This window comes from Hymenobacter segetis (genome assembly GCF_054776495.1).
Genome location: NZ_BAAHBV010000003.1, coordinates 43759 through 70095 on the forward strand (window position 1 = coordinate 43759; position 26337 = coordinate 70095).

A 26337-nucleotide genomic window follows, 5' to 3' on the forward strand; every position below is an offset into this window, starting at 1 on the left:
ATTATCAGGAAGCGGCTACGGCCTGCAGCTCCTTCACCAAATCGGCGGAGCCTACGAAGAGCGGGGCGCGCTGGTGCAGGTCGGCGGTGGGCGGCACGTCGAGCACGACATCGGCCCCGGTTACGGCCATGCCGCCGGCTTGCTCGATGAGGAAGGCCAGCGGGTAGCATTCGTAGAGCAGGCGCAACTTGCCGCCAGGCTTGTCGGCCGTGGGCGGGTAGAGGTAGATGCCGCCCGTGAAGAGGTTGCGGTGGTAATCTGCTACCAATGAGCCTACGTAGCGGGCCGTGAGGCGGCGTTCCTTGCAGGTGGTGAGGTAGGTTCGCACAAACTCGGGGTAGTCGAACCAGTTGCCCTCATTGCAGCTGAACACCGGGCCGTGTTGCGGAATCTTGATATCGGGGTGCGAGAGGAAGAATTCGCCCAGCGAGTTTTCGTAGGTGAAGCCAGTCACGCCATGCCCGGTGGTGTACACGAGCATGGTGCTGGAGCCGTACAGGATGTACCCGGCCGCAATCTGCGCCCGCCCGCCCTGCAAAAAGTCCTCCTTGCGGGCCGGCCCGCCAATGCGCGACACCCGGCGATAAATGCCGAAAATGGTGCCGATGCTCACGTTCACGTCAATGTTGGACGAGCCGTCGAGCGGGTCGATGGCCACCACGTACTTGCCGTTGTCGTTGCCGGTCTGGATGATTTCTTCGTTCTCTTCCGAGAGCACCGCGCAGGCCTCGCCGCCGTTGGTGAGGGCGCGGATAAAGCGGATATTGGCCTCCACATCGAGCTTTTGCTGGGCCTCGCCCTGCACGTTCTGCTCGCCCATGGCCCCAGTGATGCGCGAAAGGCCAGCGCGGTTCACCTCGCGGTTCACGATTTTACCGGCTAGGGCGATGTCGCGCAGCAGCTGCGAAAGCTCTCCCGTGGCGTACGGAAACTCGGCCTGCTTGCGCATAATGTAGCGCTCCAGCGTGGTGCCAACGGGCGTGGCAAGGGCATTTTCGGTAAGGGTCTGGGACATATGGGTGGGTGATATTACAATGTGTAGAACGTCGTGCTGAACTCGGCGAAGCACCTCGGCCGCGCAGTTAATTCAATCGATTGCAGCGAAGCGACAGAGATGATGCAGCGGCTCGGACGCTGGATAAGCATGACGTTCCAGGAAGGGCTTGTTGCTATGAAGCTTGTTTCTGGGCTTGCCAGAGCACTACCTGCCAGCCTTTTTTCTTGTCTTTAATTTGCACCACCACGTACTTGATGCGGGCTACGCTGGTGCTGCCATCGGGCTTGGGCGGCGAGGTGATGCGGATGGTGCCGTTCACGACGGCGGTTTTGTCGTCGTTGTAGATGCGCACGTTCAGGGCATCTATTTCGATTTTGCCGTACTGGCTTTTGCCTTCTTTAATGCTCTGGATGTACTCGATTTTGGTGTTTTCGTGGCCGTCGCCGTGGGTGTATACTAGGTCATCGCCCAGTACTTTTTCGAGCACAGCGTAGTCCTTTTTCACCTGCGCCTCAAAGCGCTGGCGCTCCAGGGCTTCCACTTCTTTTTCGGCAGTCATTTTCTTGGAATTGATAGCCTGAGCGAAGACAAGTAAGGGCAATACCAGCAACAGCGCCAGCAGTAAAGGCCGCGTTTTCATATCCTTAGAATCAGAAATGGTGTAGGGGCGGGGCCTGCCCCAGCCCTCACGTTGAACGGAATCATTACAACGATGCGAACGGGCGGGCGGGGACAGGCCCCGCCCCTACTCCGTGCAGTTATTCGTCGTCGAGCTTGATGGGCTCCATGCGCGGCACCAGCGTGAACATCAGCACCCAGGCCAGCAAATAAGCCGCACCGCAGATGAAGAACATGATGTAGTAGGCTTTTTGAATTTGCCCAATGCTTTCGAAGTACACGAACATGCGCTTCTGCACCAGCGCCGTGAGGGCGATGCCGCCCAAACCGCCCGCCATGCCGCCAATGCCCGTGACCGAGCCCACCGCCCGCTTCGGAAACATATCCGACACGGTGGTGAAAATATTGGCGCTCCAAGCTTGGTGAGCCGCCGCCGCGATGCCGATAACCAGCACCGCCAGCCACATATTCAGCCCGCCCAGCCACTGCGCGGCCACGATGGGAAGCACGCAGAAAGCAATAATCAGCATAGAAGTTTTGCGGGCCTGAAACGCGGGCATCCCCCGCTTGATAAAGCCCAGTGGCAGGTAGCCGCCCCCAATGCTACCGATGCTCGACAGAATATACACCGTGGCAGTAGGCAGGGCCAACTCCGTGCCTTTCAGCCCGTATTGCTTGCCCAGGAAATCGGGCAACCAGAACAGGTAGAACCACCAGATGGGGTCGGTCAGGAACTTGCCCGCCACAAAAGCCCAGGTTTGGCGGTAGCCCAGCAACGTGGCCCAGGAGGCTTTCGGCTTTTCCTCCGTCACGCCCTCGGTGGGCAGGCCGGCTGGAATATCGGCGTTGATGTAATCAAATTCCGCTTTGCTCAGACGCTTGCTGTTGGATGGCGTTTCGTATATCATCATCCAGAGCACCAGCCAGATAAAGCCCAGCGCCCCGGTAATCACAAACGCCCACTGCCAGCCGTAATGCGCGGCAATGAATGGCACGGTGAGCGGCGCTACAATGGCACCCACATTGGCCCCCGAGTTGAAGATGCCCGTCGCCAACGCCCGCTCACGCTGCGGAAACCACTCGGCGATGGTTTTGATGGCCGAAGGAAAGTTGCCGGCTTCCATTACGCCCAGTGCGCCACGGGCCACGCTGAAGCTGAACGTGCCCGTAGTCAGGGCGTGCGCCATTGCGGCGATGCTCCACAGCGTGGTGGCCAAGGCGTAGCCCAGCTTAGTGCCCAGCTTGTCGATAACGCGCCCCACGCCGGCCATGCCCAGCGCGTAGGCTATTTTGAAGGTCAGCTCGATGTTGGCATAGTCGGCCACGCCCCAGCCAAACGCCTTTTCCAGGTCGGGCTTGAGGTAGGAAATAACTGCCCGGTCGAGGTAGTTAATCGTAGTGGCGAAGAATACCAGCGAACAAATGGTCCAACGGTATTTGCCAATGACGGCATTGGCCGTGGCCAGCGGAGAATCAGGCGGAGCCTGCGTGGAAGATGTCATCATCGAGTTCGGGAATTTGAAACCAGGGCATTACTCGGAATCAACCCAATGGCGCGCGTTGCGCACCATCGGGCACTACTTTTTCAGGGTTTCGACCACCTGCATCAGCTGGCCAATGCTGGCAGCCAGGGTGTCGGTATCATCAGCATTTTTGAAGAGCTGCGAGCCCATGCCCACAGCATTCACACCCGCGCCAAACCAGGCCGAAAGGCTGGCCTCGGTGGGCTCCACGCCGCCGGTCACCATGAGTTTGGTGTGAGGCATGGGTCCGCGCAGGGCCTTCACGTAATCAGGACCGACCAGATTGCCGGGAAAGATTTTCACCACGGCCGCGCCTAGTTCGCTGGCGTTGTAAATCTCGGTGGGCGTCATCGCGCCGGGCAGCCACGGAATGTCGTGGGCGCGGCACACCTCGGCGACCTCGGCGGTAGCCAGGGGCTGCACCACGAACTCGGCTCCGGCGGCAATGAATTGCTCAGCCTCAGCGGCTTTGTAAATCGTGCCGATGCCCAGAATCATTTCCGGGCATTGCTGCGCTACAAAATCCTGCAGCTCGGTGAATACCGACAGGGCTTTCTCGCCCCGGTTCACAAACTCGAACACGCGGATGCCGCCCGTGTAGCAGGCCTGCAAAATGCGCTGCGTGTAGGCCGCATCGGCGTGGTAGAACACTGGCACCACCGGGTAGCGGAGCAGCGTGGCAAGGGTTTCGGCGGGAGTATGGCGGGGCATGGTTGGTCGAATTTAGCGCAGCAAACGGCCGCTGGTGTTGCCCTTCATGATTTCTTCCACCTCGGCCACGGTCACCAGGTTGATGTCGCCGTGGATGGTGTGCTTGAGGGCCGAAGCCGCCACGCCAAAGGTGAGGGCCTGCTGCGGATTGTTGTAAGCCAGCGAACCGTAAATGAAGCCGGCCATGAAGGCATCGCCGCCGCCAATGCGGTCGACGATGGGGTTAATGTCGTAGGTGACGGTTTCGAGAAACTGCTGGCCGTCGTAGAAAATGCCTTTCAGGCCATTGTGCGAGGCGCTGTGGGTTTTGCGGCGGGTAGTAACCACCTGCTTTATTTGCGGAAACCGCGCCATTACCTGGCGGGCCACCGACACGAATTTGTTGTCGGTACCGGGCTCGGGCACGATGTCGAACAGGTCCTCGGCGTCGTTCTCGGAGCAGACAACTATATCGCAGCCGGCCACCAGTTCCGCCATCACGCTCTGGGCCGTCTGGCCGTACTGCCACAGGTTGCGGCGGTAGTTCACATCGGCCGATACGGTGATGCCCAGGCGGCGCGCGGCGGCAATGGCCTGGCGCGTAGCCTCGGCCGTGGTAGCCGAAATGGCGGGCGTGATGCCCGTCCAGTGCAGCCAGCCGGCGTTTTTCAGGATTTCATCCCAATTGAATTTGGCCGGGTCGAGGTGGGCGAAGGCCGAGTTGGCGCGGTCGTACACCACTTTGCTGGGGCGCATCCCTGCTCCTACTTCCAGGAAATACAGGCCGAGGCGGTCGCCTTCGTACACGGTGGCGTCCATGTTCACGCCCAGGGCGCGGAACTGCTGGGCAGCGGCGTGGCCGAAATCATTGGCCGGGAAGCAGGTGACATGGGCAGCGGGCACGCCCAGTCCGGCCAGCGAAGCGCCCACGTTGGCGTCGCCGCCGCCGTAGGTGATTTCGAGGTTTTGGGTTTGCGCGAACCGGTAATTCAGCGGCGGCGAGAGCCGCATCATGATTTCGCCGAACGTGACAACTTGCTTCATTCTGGGGTGATAAGTAATGATTGGTTGTAGGGGCGGGGCTTGCCCCCGCCCGGTCGTTGCATCGTTCTCTGACTGTTCAACGATTCGGGCGGGGACAAGCCCCGCCTCTACTTGCTTAATTTTAGGCGGTTACGGCAGCAGCTTCCACCACTTTGCCGAAGCCGAAATACTCCTTGGCGTTGCCGTAGCAGATGTTCTGCACGGTGCGGCCCAGCAATTCCATATCAGCCGGCAGCTCGCCGTTTTCCACATCATTGCCGAGCAGGTTGCAGAGCACGCGGCGGAAATACTCGTGGCGCGGGTACGAGAGGAAGCTGCGCGAATCCGTGAGCATCCCCACGAAGCGCGGCAACAGGCCCATGTTGCTCAGGGCGTTCAGCTGCTTTTCCATGCCGTCCTTCTGGTCGAGGAACCACCAGCCGGAACCGAACTGCATTTTGCCGGCCACCGAGCCGTCGTTGAAGTTGCCAATCATCGTCGCAATCAGGTCGTTGTCGGCCGGGTTGAGGTTGTAAATGATGGTTTTCGCCAGCTTGTCCTGGCCGTCGAGCCGGTCTAAGAAGGTAGACAGAGCGCGACCCTGCGGAAAGTCACCGATGGAATCCCAGCCTGTATCAGGGCCGAGCTCGCGGAGCATCCGCGAGTTGTTGTTGCGCAGCGCGCCGATGTGATACTGTTGCGTCCAGCCCTTCTCCCAGTCCATCTCAGCCAGCAAAACCAGCACGGCAGCCTTGAACTGGTGGTTTTCGGCGTGCGTCAATTCGCTACCACCCCGAATTTTCAGGAAAATGGCGGCGGCTTCTTCAGCAGTGTATTCGGCGGCGTAGATGTGCTCCAAACCGTGGTCCGACAAGCGGCAGCCTACGGTGGCGAAGAAATCGTGGCGGCGGCGCAGGGCCATTTCGAGGTCGGCGAAGGTGTTGATTTCCACTTCGGCCGCCGTTGCCAGCTTGTCGAGGTAGGCGTTGTAGCTGCGGGCATCGTCCACGGCCATCGCCTTGTCGGCGCGGAAGGTGGGCAGCACGTTCACGCCAAAGCCGGCGGCGGCAATGGCTTGGTGGTGCTCCAGCGAATCAGCCGGGTCGTCGGTAGTGCAGAGGGTTTCGACCTGCATCTTTTTGAGCAGGTTTTGCACCGAATATTCTGGCGTCTGGAGCTTGGCGCTGCACTCGTCGTAGATGCGGCGGGCACTGTCCTTGTTCAGCAATTCGGTGATACCGAAGTAGCGCTGCAATTCTAGGTGCGTCCAGTGGTACAGCGGGTTGCGCAGCGTGTACGGCACGGTTTCGGCCCATTTCTCAAACTTCTCCCAGTCCGAAGCATCGCCGGTGATGTAGCGTTCGGGTACGCCGTTGGCCCGCATGGCGCGCCACTTGTAATGGTCGCCGTAGAGCCAGATTTGGGTGATGTTCTCGAACTGCTTGTCCTCGGCAATCTGGTCAGGCAGCAGGTGGTTATGATAGTCGATGATGGGCATCTGCTTCGCATACTCGTGGTAGAGCGTGCTGGCCGTGGCCGTCTGGAGCAGGAAATCGTCGTTGAGAAAAGGCTTCATAATCAATCAGGAAGGCAGAACCAGGGTTCTGATAAATTCGAATGATTTCAGGAGTCGAAGGTAGGCCGGGGCGGGGCGCGTTGCCCTCATGGACTGTCCTGATTCCGGTATTTATTAGCGAAAACGGTTGCGTAAATTCTTTGGAGGACTACAACGACACGCCGCGTTTCCACGGAATGAAATCGGTCTGGTCGTGGCGCACGGCGGCCACTTCCTCCCCGCTGGCCACCCGAATGACGTAATCAAGAATGCGCTCGCCGGCCTGCTCGATTGTCTCCTCGCCGTCAATCACGGTGCCCGTGTTCACGTCGATAATGTCGGGCATCCGCCGCGCCAAAGCCGTGTTGCTGGACACCTTGATAACCGGCGCGATGGGGTTGCCGGTAGGTGTACCCAGACCGGTGGTGAAGAGAACGATGTTGGCCCCCGACCCTACTTCGGCCGTCGTGGATTCCACATCGTTGCCAGGCGTGCAAAGCAGGTTCAAACCCGGCTTGGTCACCAATTCGGGATAGTCGAGCACGGCTACCACGGGCGAGGAACCGCCCTTGCGGGCCGCGCCGGCCGATTTCATGGCGTCGGTAATCAGACCGTCGCGGATGTTACCAGGCGAAGGGTTCATGTCAAAGCCCGAGCCGACAGCCACAGCTGAGTCTCCATAGGCCTTCATCAGGCTGCTGAAACGCTCGGCGGTTTCCTGGTTCACGCTGCGGTCCACCAGTTCCTGCTCCACGCCGCACAGCTCTGGGAATTCGGCCAGGATGACCGAGCCGCCAAGCGCCACCAGCATATCGGAAACGTGGCCCAGGGCCGGGTTGGCCGAAATGCCGGAGAAGCCGTCGGAGCCGCCGCATTCCAGCCCGATGTTCAGGGCCTTCAGCGGCGCAGGCTCGCGGCGGGCCTGGTTGGCAATCATCAAACCGGCGAAAGTTTGACGTAGCGCGGTGCTGATGAGAGTTTCCTCGGTGCCCAGTTTCTGCTGGTCGAGGATGTAGAGGGGTTTGCTGAAATTGGGGTCGCGCTTGGCGATTTCGTCCTGTAGCATGCTGGCCTGTGCGTTCTGGCAGCCGAGGCTGAGCACGGTGGCACCGGCCACGTTGGGGTGCGTGATGTAGCCGGCCAGCAGGCCGCACAGCGTCTGGGCATCCTGGCGGATGCCGCCGCAACCGCCCTCGTGCGAGAGAAAGCGGATGCCGTCCACGTTCGGGAATGGGCGGGCATTCTGGGCCAAGTCGGCGCTGGCTTCGAGGTCGGCGCTGAGGATTTCCTCTACTGTTTTGCCGGCTTGCATTAGTTCTACCAGCTTGCGGGTTTCGGGCTGGTAGGTTTTGCGGCGGGCGTAGCCGAGGTCAGTTATCAAAGCATCCTGCAACACCTGGATGTTGCGGTTTTCGCAGAATACCAGCGGGATAACCAGCCAGTAGTTGGCGGTGCCCACGCGGCCATCGGCACGGTGATAGCCCTGGAAGGTGCGGTCCTGCCAGGCGGTTACGTCGGGCGCGGTCCAGGCGGCGCGTTGGTGGGCGTGCTCGTCGTAGCTGTTGGTGGCGTGCTGAATATTGGCAGTGGTGAGACGACCGCCGGGGCGGATGGCCTCGCGGGCAGTGCCCACGAGCACGCCGTACATGGTCACGGGCTGGCCCGCGCTCAGGCCCAGGGGCGCGAGCTTGTGTTTGGCCGGAATGGCTTCAGCGGTGGTGATAAAGCCGTTTTCCCAAGGCACTTCGGTGCCGATGGGCAGGTCGACAAGGGCGACCAGCACGTTATCGGCGGGGTGAATGCGGGCAACTTGGTGTTTCATATCAGCGGGTAATTATCGGGAAATCGTCAGGCCAAGCGCGGCCGCAGCATCTCTGCCGCTTCGTTGCAGCGAAGGAGGTAATCTCAGGGCAGAGACACTTTGGCTCACTCACTCAGCATGACGTTTTTCTTAGGCTTAATCAGGAATTAACAACGGCGGCTTTTTTGGTAAAAAATGCGGCCAGCGTGGCGGGCGCGCCTTCTTCCAACAACTGCGCGAGGTAATGGCTTACTTTATCGGCGAAGCCGGGCAGGCGGGTGAGGTCGTGGCCCCAGAGGGCGGTGTTGCGCAGGGCGGCATTGGTCAGCTCCTCGGGCGAAAACTTGGTCCACAGCTCGGCGAAGTAGCCGGCGCGGTCGTCCTGAATGGTGTAGGGCTGACCATTGGCTTCGCCCTGGCCAGTGCTGGCTCCGGTGGCAGTGTTGCGCATGAATAGCAGGTAGGCCGCGAAGCCTAGCGCCATGTAGTGCGGCACGGCATTGTGCGTCTGGTAGTAGTGCAGCAGCGTGGGCACGTTGCGCATCTGCATTTTGGCGGTGCCCTGCATGGCGATGGCCAGCCAGCGGTGCTCCAAGTAAGGGTTGCGGAAACGGTCGAGGACCTGCATCCCGAAGCGCTGGCCTACTTTCTCATCTACTGCGAACGGGATGCCGGGCAGCAAATCAGCTAGCATCAGGTTGTGGATGAATCGCGCCAGGTCTTCGTTTTCCAGCGACTCGCGCACCGTGGTGCAGCCGGCCAGATGGGCCAGGGCATAGCTGAGCGTGTGCGTACCGTTCAGCAAACGCAGCTTCAACTCGCGAAACAGCGTGATGTCGGGCCGGATAACCACGCCCGTGGCGGCCGTGTGAAACGACAGCACCTCGCGCACCCGCTCGCCGCCCTCAATGGCCCAGAGTGAGTAGGCTTCGGCCATGGTCAGCAGGTCATCCTGGTAGCCGAGGTCGGCTTGCAGGGCTTCGTAGGCGGCGGGCTCGGGGCGGCCGGGCACAATGCGGTCGACCAGCGTATTGCAGAAATCGTTGGCCGCTTCGAGCCAGTCGATGAAGGCGCTGCCGAGGTCGTTGCGGTGCGCCAGCTCCAGCACAATGGCCTCGAGCTTGCGGCCGTTGTCGGGAATCAACTCCGTAGGCACAATAACCAAACCACGGTTCACATCGCCTTTGAAAGCCTCAAAACGAGCATAGAGCACGGCCAGCAACTTGCCAGGGAAAGACGTAGGCGGCGTGAGGTGAATGTCCTCGTTCACCAGTTGAATGCCGACTTCGGTGGTGTTCGAAATCACCACCTGCAGGTCGGGGCTGGCGGCGAATTTCAGCACGTCAGCCCACTGGCTTTTGGCCGAGAGCACGCGGCTGATGCTGGCGCACACCACGTTTTCTTCCACGGGGTGGCCGTCGTCCACGCCGCGCACGCACACGGTGTACAGGTTGTCCTGACGTTCGAAGGCCGTGGCGTCGCCGCCGTCGGTGCTTTTCACCACCACAATGCGGCCGTTGAACACGCCGTGGCGGTTGGCCTCGTCAATCATGAAATCGGGCAGGCCGCGCAGCAGCACGCCGGTGCCGAACTGCAGCACCTTTTCGGGCAGCGCAAACAGCGCCGGAGTGGGCCAGGACACGGCGGCCGAAGTAAGAGGAGTGGCCAGGGCCAGTTGTTGGGTGAGCGTGTCCATGTCGATGGGGCTGGAAATAGGATTGGTTGCTGAACGAAGCTAGAATTCGGGGCGGCTAGCGCCCTCCCGTACTCACCCGCTTCTGCCAGGCCGGATATTCTTTTTTCAATAATTTTTCGGGCCAAACGCCGGCGTAGAGGTAGCCGGCGCGGCGCTCGTTTTCAATTTCGGTGAGCTGGTAGTGCACCTGACTGTCGCGCCCCACGTAGATGGGGCGGTCGGTATCAAGCTCATAGAAACGCGCCCAGAGTACCGCGCCCGGCGTGGGCACGATAACGCGGTCGAGCACTTTCTTGGAAGATGGCAGCGTAACTTCCTTCACCGCATAGCCATCCATTTTCACTTTCTCGAACCACGCCACGGCGCTGTCGATGGCTTTGCACACTTCGGCCGAGGGCTTTTCAATGCCCATCAGAAACCGGACGATGTCCACCGACTCATCCCCGCTCAGCGAGGCCAGCTCGAAGGCGCGGGCCTTGGCCGGTTGCAGGGTTTTCTCGTCATACTGGGCGCACCAGGCCGTGGGCTGGCCCTTGCGCACATATTGGGTTTTCAGCATGCAGCTGATGCCGCGCTCCTCAGCCTTGATGGCCTGGGGCACCAGTTTGGCATCGAGGCCGGTGAAGGGGGCCTGCTGGCGGGCTACTTTGCGCAGCACTTCCAGCACGCGCACCATGGCGTTGTCGTTGTAGGTAATCTGGTGGCGGTAGTTGCTGAAATCGGGGTAATACTGCGGGAAGCCGCCGTTGGCGTACTGCATTTTCAGCAGGAAGCGAATACCGGCTTCGGCCCCGGCACGGTAGGCCGGGTTGTTGGTTTTCTGATACGCCTCGGCCAGGTAGCTGATTTCGCGGCTCGTGGCGTTGTTATCAATCGTGGCATCGTTGCGGTTTTTATCACGCAGCGTGGCAGCCCGCTCATCAGCACCCAGCGGGTGCGAGTAGTCCACCTTTTTGGTACCCACGGCCTTGGGCCAGCCGCCCACGGAACGCTGAAACACCAGCATCTTTTCGGCGATGGTGTCCTGCACCACGGCTTGCGCTGGCGCTGCCTGGACGGCCCGGAAAAGCTCCGGACCGCCCGTGGCTACCGCTTCCTGTTGGGTCGGCGTAGTTCCAAGTCCCACCTTGCCCAGCCCTGCCAGCAGGAGCAGTATTTGCAGCGTCATCATGCGTTGAATGTGAAGGCCGAAGCCCAGGATTAGTATTTAGGATTCTGGCGCAGGTTGATGTTATTGTCGATGGCCACCTGCGGGATAGGCAGCAGCTCCGACTTGCCTGGCTGAAATCCGGAAGCAAATGAGGTGGTAGATGCCACCGAAATGCTGCGCAGCCACTGTATGCCGGTGGTTTTGAAGCCCGTGGGTACCGTGGCCGGCTTGGGGCGCCGGAACGAGGTAAGCTGCATGCCTTCCCCAACTTGCTTCCAGTACACCAGGCTGGGTTTGGTCAGCGTGTCGCTCTTGAGCAGCAGCAGGTTGGCGCGGGTAGCCGCAATCCGGCTGCCCAGCAGGTTCCAGCGAATGAGGTCGTACTTGCGGATGCCTTCGCCGCCAAATTCCAGGTATCGCTCGTTTACCAGGGCCGTGAAGAACCCCACCTTATCCGTCGGCGTGGTGCCGATGCTGGTGGGGCTGGTGCGGTAGGCGCGGCGGCGCACCTGCTCCAGGGCAGCCACCGGGGTCAGGCCGTTGTAGGCGGCGGTCGGGCCGGCCAGCTCGTTCTGGGCTTCGGCAAACATCAGCAACACGTCGGCGTAGCGCAGCAGGGCCCAGTTGAAGCCCAGGTACTGAATCTGGCCCGGCACAAAGGGAACGCGCCAGTCGCGGCGGAGCTTGCCATCGGTGAGCCCCAGCAGCGTAGTAGGCGTTTGTAGGTTGGTGCTGCCGATGGAGTAGTACGTGATGGTGACATCGCGGCGGGTGTCCAGCGAGTCGAAGGCGTAGAAGTAAGTCGGCAGCACGTTCAGGCCGGGGTTGCCCTGCCCGTAGCGGGAAGCCTGGTCGATTTTCGGACCGGTATAGTAGCCCAGCTTGCTGTCGGAGATTGCCGAGCCGCCGGCCATGGCCGCTTCAAACATGATTTCGCTGTTATCAACTTTCAGCTCATTCACGTTTTTAAACAGGGTATAAAAGTTGCCGTTGAGGCTGTGCTCGCCGCTCTGGATGATTTCGGAGCACTCGTTGCGGGCTATTTCGTAAAACTGCTGTGGGTTGCTTCCCTGGCGCATGTTGCCATCGGAGCGCAGCGCGTAGCCGGCCCGGTACAGAGCAATGCGCGCACGGAGGCCCTTCACGGCTCCCTTGGTGATGTGCTCGTCGGTGGTGCCGGCCTGCGAGCGCCAGGGCACCAGGGTTTCGGCCAGCAGCAGGTCGGCCAGCAGGTGTTCGTAGGTCGCGTCGCGGTCGGCGTTGGGCAGGCGCAGGTCGGGGGTGGCGGAGGCGGGCAGGAAGGGCGCGGGCACATCGCCCCAGTTGCGAATCAGCTCAAGCATATACTGCGCCCGCAGTGTGAGGGCCTGGCCGTACATGCTTTTCATGGCCGCCTGCTCGGCAGCAGTGCCACCGGTGTAGAGCGGCGACTGCGGAATGTTCTGAATGCACACGTTGGCGCGCTCCACGCCCTGGTACAGGGCATTCCAGGGCAAATTCAGCTCGGTGTTGTTGGCATCCAGAATATAGCGGGCAATGCCGCGCCGCCCCTGGTCGACAGTGGTACCACCCGACACCTGAATGTCGTCGGAATCGTAAGGGAAGTAGGCACTGAGGCGCTGCCCGTAGGTAAAATCACCCGACAGCAAATCATAAGCTCCGGTCAGGGCGCTGGACGTGCCACTCACGCTGGTGAACACGTATTGGGAATCGACCGACGAAACCGGCTCCACGTTGAGGTAGTCTTTGCACGAGAACGTGCTGCCTAGGGAGGCAATGGCCAGGCCCAGTAGGAGGCGGCGGCTAGCTATATTTTTCATACGAATGGGTGGGATAGCCTCGTTAAAAAGTCAGGTTCAGGCCAGCCAGCATGGCGCGGCTGCGGGGGTAGGCCGCGTAGTCGAGGCCGGGCGATAGCGGCGAGCGGGGGCGGGCACTCACCTCGGGGTCGTAGCCGCTGTATTTGGTGAACGTGTAGAGGTTGCTGGCCGTGACGTAGAAGCGCACGGTGGTGATTTTGGCACGCTGCGTCAGGGCCTTCGGCAGCGTGTAGCCCAGCGTCAGGTTGTTGAGGCGCAGGAAGGAACCGTTCTCGATGTTGGCCGAGGAGGTGATGTAGCGCCCGCGCGATGGCGTGGGTGAGGTAGCATTCTGGTTGATTTGCTCCAGGCGGCCGATGTCGGTTACCAGCTGGCCGGTTACGGGGTCGTTGGTGCGGTACGTGCCGCTGTTGTAGGCGCTGCTCAGTAGGTTGGTGTTGGCGTAGAGGGCGCTCGAGAACTCCACCTTGTTGGCGTTGTAGATGTCGTTGCCCACCACCCAGTTCACGAAGATGCTGGCATCGAAGCCCTTGTAGGCAAACTGGTTGTTTAAGCCGCCCGTGAATTTGGGGTTGGTGTTGCCGATAACCGTGCGGTCGAGCTCGGTGATGAGGCCGTCGCCGTTGAGGTCCTTGAAGCGAATGTCGCCGGGGCCTTCCGGAGCAAAGGCGTTGGGATTGACGGCCACGCCGGTTTTGGGCTTCCAGGTGCGGGCCACGCCGGCCGTGTAGCCCTCAAAGTCGCTGGCTTTGTAGAAGCCGTCGGCCACGTAGCCATACACCTGGCCCAGCGGCTTGCCCACCTGAATGAGGTAGTCGGAGCTGGGACCATCGGAGCCGGCCCAGTTGGAGTTGAACAGGAAGAAATCGGCCCCATCGCCCAGGCTTTCCACCTGGTTGCGGTTGATGGACAGGTTGGTGTTGGCCGTCCAGGTAAAGTCCGGCGTTTGGAACACTGTGCCGCTCAGCTGAAACTCGACGCCTTTGTTCGAGGTTTTGCCCACGTTTTGCTGCTGCAGCGAGTAGCCCGAGGTGGAGGGCACCGCCTTGCTCAGCAGCAGGTCGTAGGTGTTGTTGTAGTAAGCATCCACCGTAAACTGCACCCGGTTGTTGAACAGGGCCAGGTCCAAGCCCACGTTGCGCGAGGCGGTGGTTTCCCATTTCAGAAACTGGTTGGCCAGGGCCGTGCTGGCCAGGCCCGGCACCAGCGTTTCGCCAAAGCCGTACTGCGACGTAGCCGGGCCGCTGGCGGGGTTGATGGGTGGCACCAATACCCCAAACTGCGACAGGTACAGCGCGTCGCCAATGCGGTTGTTGCCGGACAGGCCGTAGCTCAAGCGCAGCTTCAGGTCCGAAATCGTGTTGGTGTAAGGCTGCATGAATCCCTCCTTCGACAAGCGCCAGGCCACCGAAGCGGCCGGGAAATAGCCCACCCGGCGGCCCGGGGCGAACTTCGACGAGCCATCGGCCCGGAACGTCGCCGTGAGCAGGTACTTATCGTCGTAGTTGTAGCTCAGGCGCGAAAAGCCCGACAGCAGGCGGCTGGTGACGTTGCTGGAGCTCAGCGTGGGCTGCACGCCCGCCGGCGGGGCACTCTGGTTGATACCAGCCAAAGCGCGTTCGGCAGTGATGGTCGAGGGCAGGTAGAGCACGCCCACGTTGAGGCCGGTCGTGTTAATCTGGTACGTCTCCTGGCCCACCAACGCGTCGAAGCTGTGCTTGCCTTTGTTGAAATTGTAGGTCAGCACGTTGTTGTTGTTCACCGTCACCGTCTCGGCGGTGTTGATGGAAGCGGTGGGCATATTGCCGTTCTGGCGGGCCACCGGCGTCACCGGGCCGTTGAAGGCATTCTGAACCTGGTTGGTCGTTTCCACGCCCACGGTCGAGCGGAAAGTCAGGTTTTTGCGGAACGAATAGCTAGCCGAGCCGTTGACGTTGAGCACTTTCTGGGTATTGCGGCGGTACTCTTGGTTGATGAGCGTCACTGCATTTCCCAAACGGGCACCCGAAGTGGCCTGCGATTCATCAAAAGCATCCTGGTCCTGCACCGCGCCCCCAACGAAGTCGAAAGGCCGGTATTCGATAACGTTGCGCAAGCGCGAAGTCGTCGAGGTGCCTGTCGAGCTGGTGCCCGAGCCCTGGGTATTGGTCACATTGTAACGAGCGTTGAAACCGGCCCGGAATTTTTCACTCACTTTGCTGTCGAGGCGGAAATTCACCAGATAGCGGTCAAACCCCGAATTGAGCTGGATGCCGTCCTCGGTGTTGCGGGTCAGGCTAAGCGAGTAATTGGTGCCCTTGGCCCCCCCGGCAATAGACACGTTGTGGGTTTGCTGGAAAGCATCGCGCCCGAACACCCGCTCCTGCCAGTCAATGTTGGGCAGGTTATTAAATGAGCTCAGGCTGTCGTAGCGCAAAGTGCCGTACGTTTTCTTGAAGTCGGCTTGGGCCGTGGTGCCGGCCAGCTGGGCCCGCTCGTACTGATAGCGCACAAAGTCGCCCGGGCCGAGAATGTCCAGTTTTTTGGAAATCTGACGCACCCCCGCAAAACCAGTGTAGCTCACCGTAGTGCGGCCTTCTTTGCCAATTTTAGTGGTGATAATAACTACGCCATTGGCCCCACGAGCGCCGTAGATGGCGGTGGCCGAAGCATCCTTCAGCACATCGACCGACTGAATGTCCTGCGGGGCAATGGTGGACAGCGCGTTTTCTACCTGCACACCGTCTACCACATACAGCGGCGAGTTGTCCTGCGTAATAGAGCCGCCGCCGCGCACCCGCACCGTCACGGCTGCGCCCGGCGTTCCCTCAGAAGTAGTGAGCTGCACCCCGGCCAAACGGCCGGTCAGCGCTTCGGCCGCCGAGTTCACCGGCACGTCCTTAATCTGCTGCGCGCTCACCGACGATACCGAGCCGGTCACATCGCGGCGCTGCACTTCCTGGTAGCCAATCACCACCACATCATCCAGCTGCTTGCTGTCCGAAGCCAGCGTGACGTTGATGGTGGACTGGCTGCCCACTTTCACCGCCTGCGACACGTAGCCCACGTAGCTGAAACGCAGCGTGGCGTTGGCGCTATTGGCGGGCAGCGTGATGGAAAAGTCGCCATTCGCCCCGGTCGAGGCACCGTTGGTGGTGCCTTCCACCAGCACGGTCACGCCCGGCAGGGTTTCCCCGTCGGCCGCCTTCACAACGCCCTGAACCTGTCGGCTTTGTGCCGCCGCCAGCCCGATGCTCCCCAGGAGCAGCAGCCAGAGCAGGAGAAGATGTTTTTTCATCAGATAACTAAATTTGGGTGGGAGTTTTTGTTAATCAGCTGGTTAACGCAGCGTGTCGAGGGGCACGGCATCCATGTCGGTGTATTCGCGGTTTTCGCCGGCCATGCCCCAGATGAAGGCATAGTTGCTGGTGCCGCAGCCGGTGTGGATGGACCACGGCGGCGAAAGAATGGCCTGCTCGTTGCTCACCCACAGCGGGCGGGTTTCGGTGGACTCGCCCAGCAGGTGCAGCACGCGCTGGCCCTGGGGCATATTGAAGTAGAGGTAAGCCTCCATGCGCCGGTCATGGGTGTGCGAGGGCATAGTGTTCCACACCGAGCCCGCTTTGAGCTGCGTGAGGCCCATCACCAGTTGGCAGCTCTGGATGCCTTCGGCGTAGATGTATTTGTAGATGGTGCGCTCGTTGGCAGTTTCCATCGCGCCCATTTGCACGGGCGTGGCTTCGGCCTGGGTGCGGCGGGCGGTGGGATGCACGGCATGCGCCGGAGCCGAAAGCAGGTAAAACTTAGCCGGATTGGCCGCATCAGCGCTGGCGAAGGATACTTCCTTGCTGCCCATGCCCACATACAGGCAGTCCTGGTTGCCCAGCTCGTACACCTTGCCATCCACCGTAATGGTGCCGGCCCCGCCTACGTTGAGCGCGCCCAACTCGCGGCGCTCCAGGAAAAAGTTGGCCTTCAGCGACTCAGGGCAGGGCAGCGTCAGCGCGGCCGAGGTGGGCTGCGCGCCGCCCACAATCATGCGGTCGTAGTGCGTGTAGGTCAGCTCGATTTCGCCGGCCGTGAAGATGTTCTCAATCAGGAAATGCTCCCGGATACCGCTCGTGTTGAGGGTGGCAGTTTCGCGGGGGCCAATGGCAAAGCGCTGGGTCATCTGGGTAATCATGGGTTATGAATGTTGAGTGTTGAGTTATGCAGGGTTGAGGTTTGAATTCAACCCACAAAGCTCAACATTTCATTAGCGCCCCATCCAGCCGCCGTCGACGGTGAGGATGGTGCCGTGCACGTAGTCACTAGCGGCAGAGGCAAGGAATACGGCGGGGCCTTGATAATCAGTGGGCAGGGCCCAGCGGCCGGCCGGAATGCGCGAGAGGATGGCGGCGCTGCGTTCCTCGTCCTGGCGCAGGGCAGCGGTGTTGTCGGTGGCCACGTAGCCGGGCGCGATGGCGTTCACGTTCACCCCGCGGCCAGCCCACTCGTTGGCGAGGGCTTTCACCAAGCTGCCCACGCCGCCTTTGCTGGCCGCGTAGCTGGGCACGTTGATGCCGCCCTGGAAGGTGAGCAGCGACGCCGTGAAGATGATTTTGCCGCTGCCGTTTTTCAACATCTGGCCGCCAATGGCGCGGGCCAGGCGGAACGGCGCGTCGAGGTTGATGCTGAGCACAGCATCCCAGTCTTCGTCGGAATGCTCGGCGGCGGGGGCGCGGCGGATGATGCCGGCGTTGTTGAACAGAATGTCGATGACCGGAAAGTCGGCCTGCACTTCCTTGATGAAGCCCTGCAACTCGTCGAGCTTGCCGAAATCGGCCTGGTAACCCCGGTACTCGCGGCCCAATGCCTGCACGGCAACTTCGGTTTCGCCGCCGGCGGGCATGTGCATGGATACACCGATGATGTCGGCGCCCGCCTCGGCCAAACCGAGGGCGATGGCTTGCCCGATACCCCGGTCGCAACCCGTAACGAGGGCACGCTTGCCGGCTAAGCTAAATGCAGAAGAAAATGCGGTCATAAAAGGGACGATGTTGAGACGATAGAGCAGGGCCAACTTGCTCAAAAATGTAGCTGGGGCTGGTCCTGCTTCTTAAAGGTTTGGTGAAGCTTCAGCCAAAAGCAAGAGTTGGACAATATTTTTTTGTGCAATCGTTGCCGGGAACGATGCCATGTGCCCCTACCCGACCCATACCATGGCTTGAAATTGCCTCAGACCCCAAAAATCCAACGAAGAGCATTCACCTCATACACCCTGCTTTAACGTAGCCAAATATTGAACTTTACTAAGAAAACCTACTTTCTTAAGGTTCGCCAATATTTTGCATAAAATCCGCCAATTCCATCATACCTAAGCAAGAAAAAGCCCCGAGAACCAGCCGCTTTGACGAGGCCAAGCTCCCGGGGATACCGGTAAACAACTACCAATATGCGGCTTACTGCGGCACGCTCGGCACCCAGCCGCCCAGCACGGTTTCGCGGGTGTAGAAGGCGGCCTGCTGCGGCGTGAGCTGGTGCGACCACAGGATACGCGCCTTGGGCGCCGCGCCGGGGCCGATGGACTTGAACTCGCCAAAAAATGCGTCCTGCTTGTTGCTTTCCTTGCCCCAATGGTCCCAACCTTTGGGGGTGATGAGGTTGCTCAGCTCGCAGTTGAGCAGCACGGTTTTAGCGGCGGGCTTCCAGGGGCGGGCGATGAAAAGGGAGCCGGGCGTGCCGTCGCCCACAATCTTGCAGCGCTGGAGCACGAAGCCGTAGCGAATGCTGTCGGGCGTGGATGGTGCCATGATAACGGTGCCGCCGGCCTTGCAAAACAGGGTGCAGTCCTCGAACCACGCTGTGGCCGAGCCCAGGATAAAATCGGTAGTGCCTTCGATGTAGCAGCTCTTGTAATACTGCCGGCTGCCGTAGCCGTAGGGATACAGCGTGTCGCGGAAGCCCAGGAAGCGGCAGTTTTCGAACTGGGCTTTGTCGCCGTATACCCACATGGCCGGGCCCTGGCCCACGGTGCCGGCGGTGTTTTCGAAGGTGAGGTTGGCGGCCGAAAAGTCGTTGCCGAACACCCGGAAGCTGGCGGCTTCGGACGTGCCCAGGGGCTCGCCGTTGGCGGGGGTGCGGCCGTTGTAGTCGTCGTAGGTGAGCACGGTGGTGTTCACTTCCTCGCCCACCAGGCGCACGAAATTCTGTTTTTTGGCCAGGTTGAGCTTCTCTTTGTAAACGCCCTTGCGGATGAAAATAATGATGGGCGTGGTGTTGTTTTTAGGCACCGCATCGAGCGCGGCCTGAACGGTACGGTAGGCTCCGCTACCATCTTGGGCCACTACGAATTGTTTGGTTTGGGCAAAGCCAGAGAAGCTCAGCAGTAGCAGGGAAAAGAGGAAAAGTGCACGCATGGGTAGTGGGTGGGATTGGGGGGAGGGGCTTCCGGCGCGGGCAGCGCTTCCGGACCCTGCTAATTTATGGCACCATTCTCCACCAGTCCAAATCAATATCCCCCGAATCATTTTTCTTGCCTATTCGACTACGGAATAAGTCAATTTTATTCCTAATCAGTTTCCATTACCGCGTCTGGAGCCTAGTGCCGTTGGGCTTGGACTCCCGCCCCTACCCTACGCGCCTTACTGTGGGGGCCGAGTAATCGGCATAGAACACCGGGCTTTTGTGGACGCCGCTGCCATTTCACCAAAGTGTAAAAACACAGTGTCCCGCAGTGTTGCTCTTTCGTTGGAGCACTGCGGGACACTGTGTTTTTTCAACCCTGCGAGATACTATATGCACCCCGCAAGTGGCTACTTTACTACCAATAGATGGTATACAGCGTGGTGAGGATGACCAGAATAACGGCCGTGCCAATGGCGAAGCTGGGCTGCGGCTTGAACATGCTGCGGTCGACTTCCAGGCCGTTGGTTTTCACGCCACGGCTGGCTTCAAACAGGCTGATGATAATCATCCCAATCACGCAGAAAAGGAACACGAAACCCATCCGGTCGAGGAAGGGAATTTCGTAGATGCCAGCGGAATTTTTGACGGCGAAACCGAAAGGCGAGAGGAACGACAGGTTCACCATGCCGGGCAGGAACTTGAGCAGCAGCGAGAGCAGGAAGCCGCCGATGGTGGCAAACAGCGCCGCGCTCGACGTCGTTTTCTTCCAGAAGAAGCCCAGGATGAACATGGCAAAAATGCCCGGCGACACAAAGCCCGTGTACTCCTGAATGTACTGGAAACCGCCTTTTTTGTCGATGCCCAGGTGCGGCGCGATGAGCACGCCCAGAATCATGGCCACTACTACGGCGATTTTGCCGGTGCTTACCAGCGTCTTCTCGGAGGCCTCGGGATTGATGACTTTCTTGTAAACGTCGAGGGTGAAGATGGTGGCGATGGAGTTGGCTTTGCCGGCCAGCGAGGCTACCACGGCGGCCGTGAGGGCGGCGAAGGACAAGCCCTTCAGGCCCACGGGCAGGATGTTGAGCAGCACCGGGTAGGCGCGGTCAGGGTTCAGCTCGCCACCCGATACCATGGCCTTGCCGAACTCGCCGAAAATGTCCTGCTTGTAGAGCACGTAGGCGGCAATGCCGGGCAGTACCACAATCACGGGCATCAGCAACTTGAGGAAAGCGGCAAACAGGATGCCGGCGCGGGCCGTAGGCAAATCAGCCCCCAGAGCACGCTGCGTGATGTATTGGTTGCAGCCCCAGTAGTTCAGGTTCACAATCCACATGCCGCCTATTAGCACCGTGAGGCCCGGCAAGTCCATGTAGTTTTCATTGTCGCGCTTGAAAATCATCTGGAAGTGGTCGCCGGCGTGCTGGGTCATCATGTTGAAGCCATTGAGGACGCCCGAGGTGCCGTAGTGCTCCGCTACCAGGTTTAGGGCCAGGTAGGTGGTGGCTAGGCCGCCGAGAATCAGGAAGAACACCTGAATAACGTCGGTGAAGCCAATCACCTTCATGCCGCCCAACGTGATGACGACCGCGAAACCGGCCAGCATGTACATGCAGAACGTCAGGTTGAGGCCGGCGATGCTGCTGATGGCAATGGCCCCGAGATAGAGAATCGAAGTCAGGTTGACCACGATATAAAGCGCCAGCCAGAACAGGGCCATAATCATGGCCACCGTGCTGTTGTAGCGCTGGCTCAGGAATTGCGGCATCGTGGCGATGTTGTTCTTCAGGTAAACCGGGATGAAGAACACGGCCACGACCACCAGCGTGATGGCGGCCATCCACTCGTAGGTGGCGATGGCGAGGCCCATTTTGAAGCCGGAGCCGGACATGCCCACGAACTGCTCGGCCGAGATGTTGGAGGCGATGAGCGAGGAGCCGATAGCCCACCACGTCAGCGAGCCTTCGGCGAGGAAGTAGTCTTTGGAATCGCCTTCGATGGTGCCGTCGTGGCCGGTTTTGCGCCGGTAAATCCAGATGCCGTAGCTGGACACGATGATGAAGTAGACGAAGAAAACGATGTAATCAATCGTAGCGAGCTGGTTCATTGAACGAGGAATGGGAATTTAAAGCGACGTGACTACCAGCACCGGCGGGCGCAGCGTGGCGAGGCTATGGTAAAGTAATGTTCCGGCAAAAAAACCGCTTCTGAAAGGAAAATCTTTGTTTTAGCTGCGTAATCGTTTCCGAAACCGCCGATGCTGCCTGCTTCGCTAGTGAGTGCTCACGTTCCCAACCGCCCAAAATAAAGCCGGCCGGGAAATTCCCGGCCGGCTTTGTTGATAGCATTTAATATCCTGCTTTATTTGCTCAGCAGCCACGTTGCCAGGTCTTTTCCGGCCTGGAAATTCTCGAACGAAGCCGGGATTTTGCGGCCGTCAGTGTACTCGTTGTACAGCCACGGGTCGCCGAGGACGAAGACTTTGCCCTTGCCCAGGCGGGCCGTGGCCATAATCACCTTGCCGTTGTTGGTGACCAGCGGCTGGGCCGGCGCGGCCACGGATAGCACGGCCAGTTCCTTCACGTAGGCCGTGGTGGCGTTCTTGAAAACGGCTTTGCCGGAGGTCAAATCCACTTTACCCTGCTCGAACTGGGAGCCCTGCACCATGTTCACGCTTTGGTTGGTGAACTGTACGCCGAAGTTTTTGGCCAGCTCGTTGAAGTGCTTGATTTCGCAGTTGGCCGTGTCGTTGGCGAGGAGGACGAGGGTGCCGCCGCCCTTCACCCATTCGGTGATGGCCTTGCTGTCGGCGGGCTGGACGTAGTTGGGCTTGGGCGACTCCTTGCGCGAGTCCGGGTCGACGATGATGTACACGCTCAGGGGCTTAAGGCTGGCGGCGGTGGGGGCCGTGGGCACGGCTACCGTCTTGGCACCCAGCTCGCGGAACTCATTGCCCCACAGCCAGAAGCCGCCGTGGGTGCGCTCCTCCCAGGTGTAGTGCCACTGCTCCGGCTCGCCCGTCACGGGGCTTTTGCGCATCTCGTGGTTGAAGTAGTAGTCCAGGCCCACGGTTTTGCCCTGGCCGAGCTTGTCTTCGGCGGCAATTTCCATCTCGGTGCTGGCCAGGATGAACGGGCCGACGCCTTTCAAGTCGTTCTTGCGCAGCGGCTCGGTGAGGTAATACTCGAACGAGCCGTCGCGGTAGGGCTTGCCGCCCAGGCCGCCCACGCTCACCGTGCCGTTGAAGGCCAGCGCGCCGGTGGGCTCGGTTTCCACGAAGGTCTTCAGCAGGCCATCATAGCCCTTTTTGGCTACTTCAGCGTATTTTTTATCGAGGTAGCCCAGCCGCACACCCTTGGCCAAGGCGTAGACGAACATGCTGCTGCCGGAGGCTTCGGCATAGTTGCCTTTGCGGCCTTCCTGGCCCATTACAAGGCTCCAGGTGCCGGTTTTGGGGTCCTGGTACTTGGCCAGTGCGGGGGCCAAGCGTTGCAGGGCCTTGATGAGCATGGGCCGCTGCGGGTGGTTGGCGGGGAAATAGTCGAGCACATCGACCAGCGCCATGCCGTACCAGCCAATGCCGCGGTCCCAGAAGTTGGGGCTTTGGCCGGTGGTTTTGTTGGCCCAGGCCTGCTCCTTGCTTTCGTCGTAGCCGTGGTAGAGCAGGCCGGTTTTGGGGTCCACCAGGTGCTTTTCGATGAGGGCAAACTGCTTGGCCACGTCATCAAAGCCGGCGGCCTGGTTGAAAACCTGGCTGTAGTTGGCGTAGAACGGTTCGGCCATGTACAGGCCATCGAGCCACATCTGATTGGTGTAGATTTTCTTGTGCCAGAAGCCGCCTTCCTTGGTGCGGGGCTGGCCGTCGAGCTGCTTGCGCAGATACTGCACCGCCTTGATGTACTTCTCATTACCGGGCACCGACATCTGGCTCAGCAGCAGCAGGGCGCGGCCGGTAGCCATGTTATCGAGGTTGAAATCCTCCTGTTTGTACCGGATGATGCTGCCATCGGCCTGCACCGAGTAATCGAGATTTTTCTTGATGTAGCTGAAGTACTTGGCATCGCCGGTGCGTTCCCAGATGCGCTCCATGGCGTACATCATCAGGCCCTGCTCGTATCCCCAGCCGGCCATTTTGTTCTTGCCGATGACCATCGAATCGGGGTGCCAGGTCATGAAGGCATCGGCCATGCGCTGGGAGTAGGCGGCCGGCCGCGCCGTTTGGGCGGAGGCGGTTTCACTCAGCAGTGCCAGGCCCAGCAGCGGGAGAAGAAGACGGGTAGTTGATTTCATTTGGGTGGGTATTGTAAGTCTTGAATAAAGCCCGTCATGCAGAGCGCAGCGAAGCATCTTTACTGCGATTGTAAATCTGATTACTCTCTCGGTAAAGATGCTTCGCTGCGCTCTGCATGACGTTCAGCTTTGATTGATAATGGCAAACTAGCGCTGCGCGACGCTAACCGTTTTCTTGGCCACTTTGTCGCCCAACTGCACGTCCTTCTTCGCCAGCTTGGTGTTGGTGTTCACTAGGCGGATGTCCTTGCTGCGGTCGCCGGTCACGCGCAGGAGCAGCTCCGCGCCGTTGGTGTAGTGGATGCCGTCGAGGGTGATGTTGCGGCTGTTTTGCACTTCCATCACGGGCGTGGTTTCAGTCGAGAGCAGGGTTACGTTTTTCAGGCGAATGTTCTCGGCTTCCTGGCACAGCAGGCCTTTTTTGCTTTCCAGCACCGCGTTTTCGATGCTAATGTCCTTGATGCTCATCTCGGGCAGGCCGCGCACCAAGATGCCGGTGGTCGCGCCTTTGCAGGTGATGTTGCGGATGCGGAAGTTTTTGAACTGCGGCGTGCCTTCGTTCAGCGGTTTGGCGGCGATTACGGGCGGCGCGGTGCTTTCGCCGGCCAGCGGCACGGGGTCTTTGGCGGCGTAGTACATGTCGAACAGCACGGCCTCGCCGGCAATGTCGGTCATGTCCACGCCGTCCACGAAGATGTTTTCGACTACGCCGCCGCGGCCCCGAGCCGTTTTGAAGCGCAGGCCCACATCGGTGCCGATGAAGGTGCAGTTGCTCACGTACAGGTTGCGCACGCCGCCCGACATCTCGGAGCCAATCACGAAGCCGCCGTGGGCGTGGTACACCTTGCAGTCGCGGATGATGAAGTTTTCGGTGGGCACGCCGCGTTTGCGGCCTTCCTCGTCGCGGCCCGATTTGATGCACAGGCCGTCGTCGCCCACGTCGAACGTGCAGCCTTCCACCAGACCATTGCGGCAGGATTCGAGGTCAATGGCGTCGGTGTTTTGGCCGTACCAGGGGTTGCGGGCCGTCACGTTGCGCACGGTAATGTCTTCGCACAGCAGCGGGTGAATGGTCCAGGCCGGTGAGTTCTGAATAACGAAGCTTTCGAGCAGCACCTGCTTGCAGCGCGTGAGGCTGAGCATGTTGGGCCGCAGGAAATCTCGGATATCATCAAAGTCGCCCACGTTCAGGCTCTTGCGCGGGGTGCCGGCGGCCGCCAGCATATTGCCTTTCAGCGAAGCAGCCGAGGGGTACCAGTAGTCCTTCTTTTCATTGAGCACGCCGCCCGAGGCCACCAGTTTCTGCCACTGACTCTCATTCAGCTTGTTCTTCTTCACCGGCCGCCAGGCGTCGCCCGCGCCATCAAACGTGCCGTTGCCGGTGACGGCAATATTGGTCAAATCCACGCCCGAAATCGGGGCCTGGCTGCGGATGGCCTCCTCCCCTTCCCAGGTGGTTTTGATGAGCGGGTACTGGCTGCGGTCGGCCGTGAACTGCACGAGCGCGCCGGTGGCCAGGTGTAGGTTCACGTTGCTTTTCAGCACGATGGGGCCGGTGAGCCACAGGCCGCGCGGCACCAGCACGGTGCCGCCCCCCACGGCGCAGGCATCAATAGCCTTGCGGAACGCCTCGGTGTTCAGCATCTGGCCGTCGGCTACCGCGCCGTATTTGGCCAGGTTGAAGGTGTCCTTTTTGAATGCAGTTTGCAGCACCACGGGCAGGTCGGCGGCGAGCTTGCCATCGAACGCGGTGCGGGCGAGGTGGCTGGCCAGTGCGAGGTGCTGAGTTTGCACATCTTCGGCCACAATCTGGGCCACGCGGGTCGCGCCGTACTCCGAGAAGTGGGTGTTGTCGTTCTTGGCCGGGGCCACGGGGTTGGGCTGGTAGTAGCCGTTGAGGTAGCTCCAGAACAGCGGGCGGGTGCCGGTTTCGCCCATGGCTGAGTACATGGCCCAGCTTTTTTCGTGCAGGTCGATGAGCGGCACTTTTTGGGCTTTGGCTACTTCGCGCACCACGCCGGGGTATTCGCCGTGGTCGTCCTTGCGCTTGCCGGCATCGTCGAAATAGCGACGGCCCACGGGCGTGAGCAGCACTGGGTTCGCGCCTTTGGCCTTGGCTTCCTGCACGAACTTGGTGAGGAGTTGGCGGTACGTCGTCTGGGCCGGGGCCGAGCGGACGCTGTCCTCCACCTTCGAGTCGTTGTGGCCGAACTGGATGAACACCCAGTCGCCGGGCTTGAGGTCCTGCACCACCTTAGCCCAGCGGCCTTCGCGCAGGAAGCTTTTGGTGCTGCGCCCGTTCACGGCGGTGTTGCGGATGACCACGCCGCCGTCGAAATACTGGCCAAATTCCATGCCCCAGCCGCGCTCGGGCTTGGTCAGGTCAGCCTTGTCGGCCATGGTGGAATCACCGACCAGGAAAATCTGCGTTTTCGGGGCATCGGCCGGGCGGAAGGCTGCCGTAAGGCAAGTACCGAGCCCGGCCAGCAACGCGACCAAGGTTGATTTCATCGGAGAATAGAAAGAGTGACACGGGCCCAAAACAGGCCACGCGGGCAGTATCGCCCTATACAATATTAGGCCGCTTCCCAGCCGTTGCCCCCCTGTTCTTACCCGCTCCGGCGCTTTTTTTTGCGCAATCGTTGCCGGGAACGTTCTCGCATCGGCCCGTGGAGGCAGCGCTCAGGTCCACGTTGCGGTACTAACCGATGAATCGTTTTACCTAAGCGGCGCTGCCGTTTTCAGCGCCATCGTTCCCGGCAACGATTGCGCAACTAAACCCTTCCAAACGCATTGTTTTCTATTCCC

17 protein-coding genes are annotated in these 26337 nt (G+C 60.3%); all 17 read right to left on the bottom strand.

Going from position 1 to position 26337, the window contains the following annotated elements:
- Positions 1–4: 4 nt before the first annotated feature.
- Positions 5–1015, bottom strand: a complete 1011-nt coding sequence (gene fbp, locus ACYU70_RS17210) for a class 1 fructose-bisphosphatase (RefSeq protein WP_342300598.1) — start codon at positions 1013–1015, stop codon at positions 5–7.
- A 154-nt stretch (positions 1016–1169) separates the two neighbouring features.
- Positions 1170–1637, bottom strand: coding sequence for a nuclear transport factor 2 family protein (locus ACYU70_RS17215; protein WP_460616057.1), 468 nt, complete (start codon positions 1635–1637; stop codon positions 1170–1172).
- 118 nt (positions 1638–1755) lie between these two features.
- Complete coding sequence (locus tag ACYU70_RS17220) at positions 1756–3120, bottom strand: MFS transporter (protein ID WP_342297789.1); 1365 nt, start codon at positions 3118–3120, stop codon at positions 1756–1758.
- A gap of 72 nt (positions 3121–3192) precedes the next feature.
- A complete protein-coding gene (locus tag ACYU70_RS17225) occupies positions 3193–3849 on the bottom strand; it encodes a beta/alpha barrel domain-containing protein (RefSeq protein ID WP_342297787.1) in 657 nt (218 codons plus the stop codon).
- 12 nt (positions 3850–3861) lie between these two features.
- On the bottom strand, positions 3862–4872 hold the full coding sequence (locus tag ACYU70_RS17230; protein ID WP_342297785.1) for a sugar kinase: 1011 nt from the start codon (positions 4870–4872) through the stop codon (positions 3862–3864).
- A 121-nt stretch (positions 4873–4993) separates the two neighbouring features.
- Positions 4994–6427: a glucuronate isomerase gene (gene uxaC, locus ACYU70_RS17235; RefSeq protein WP_342297784.1), complete on the bottom strand. Its 1434-nt coding sequence runs from the start codon at positions 6425–6427 to the stop codon at positions 4994–4996.
- Between the two features lie 148 nt (positions 6428–6575).
- Positions 6576–8228 (bottom strand): UxaA family hydrolase, encoded by a 1653-nt coding sequence (locus tag ACYU70_RS17240; RefSeq protein WP_342297783.1) that lies wholly within the window; start codon positions 8226–8228, stop codon positions 6576–6578.
- Between the two features lie 139 nt (positions 8229–8367).
- A complete protein-coding gene (locus tag ACYU70_RS17245) occupies positions 8368–9903 on the bottom strand; it encodes a tagaturonate reductase (RefSeq protein WP_342297781.1) in 1536 nt (511 codons plus the stop codon).
- Between the two features lie 55 nt (positions 9904–9958).
- Positions 9959–11074, bottom strand: a complete 1116-nt coding sequence (gene pelA, locus ACYU70_RS17250; protein ID WP_342297779.1) for a pectate lyase — start codon at positions 11072–11074, stop codon at positions 9959–9961.
- Positions 11075–11103: 29 nt separating this feature from the next.
- The gene (locus tag ACYU70_RS17255) at positions 11104–12873 is read right to left on the bottom strand and encodes a RagB/SusD family nutrient uptake outer membrane protein (RefSeq protein ID WP_342297777.1); all 1770 of its coding nucleotides are present in this window, start codon (positions 12871–12873) and stop codon (positions 11104–11106) included.
- 22 nt (positions 12874–12895) lie between these two features.
- Positions 12896–16150, bottom strand: coding sequence for a SusC/RagA family TonB-linked outer membrane protein (locus tag ACYU70_RS17260; protein ID WP_342297775.1), 3255 nt, complete (start codon positions 16148–16150; stop codon positions 12896–12898).
- 42 nt (positions 16151–16192) lie between these two features.
- Positions 16193–17035 carry a 5-dehydro-4-deoxy-D-glucuronate isomerase gene (kduI, locus tag ACYU70_RS17265; RefSeq protein ID WP_342297774.1) on the bottom strand — a complete coding sequence of 281 codons (843 nt, stop codon included), beginning with the start codon at positions 17033–17035 and terminating at the stop codon, positions 16193–16195.
- Between the two features lie 72 nt (positions 17036–17107).
- Positions 17108–17878 carry an SDR family oxidoreductase gene (locus ACYU70_RS17270; RefSeq protein WP_342297772.1) on the bottom strand — a complete coding sequence of 257 codons (771 nt, stop codon included), beginning with the start codon at positions 17876–17878 and terminating at the stop codon, positions 17108–17110.
- Positions 17879–18293: 415 nt separating this feature from the next.
- The gene (locus ACYU70_RS17275) at positions 18294–19250 is read right to left on the bottom strand and encodes a pectinesterase family protein (RefSeq protein WP_342297771.1); all 957 of its coding nucleotides are present in this window, start codon (positions 19248–19250) and stop codon (positions 18294–18296) included.
- 404 nt (positions 19251–19654) lie between these two features.
- Positions 19655–21346, bottom strand: a complete 1692-nt coding sequence (locus ACYU70_RS17280; protein WP_342297769.1) for a sodium/sugar symporter — start codon at positions 21344–21346, stop codon at positions 19655–19657.
- A 254-nt stretch (positions 21347–21600) separates the two neighbouring features.
- Positions 21601–23529 (bottom strand): glycoside hydrolase family 88 protein, encoded by a 1929-nt coding sequence (locus tag ACYU70_RS17285; protein WP_342297768.1) that lies wholly within the window; start codon positions 23527–23529, stop codon positions 21601–21603.
- 147 nt (positions 23530–23676) lie between these two features.
- Positions 23677–26040, bottom strand: coding sequence for a glycosyl hydrolase family 28 protein (locus ACYU70_RS17290; RefSeq protein ID WP_342297766.1), 2364 nt, complete (start codon positions 26038–26040; stop codon positions 23677–23679).
- Positions 26041–26337 lie beyond the last annotated feature (297 nt).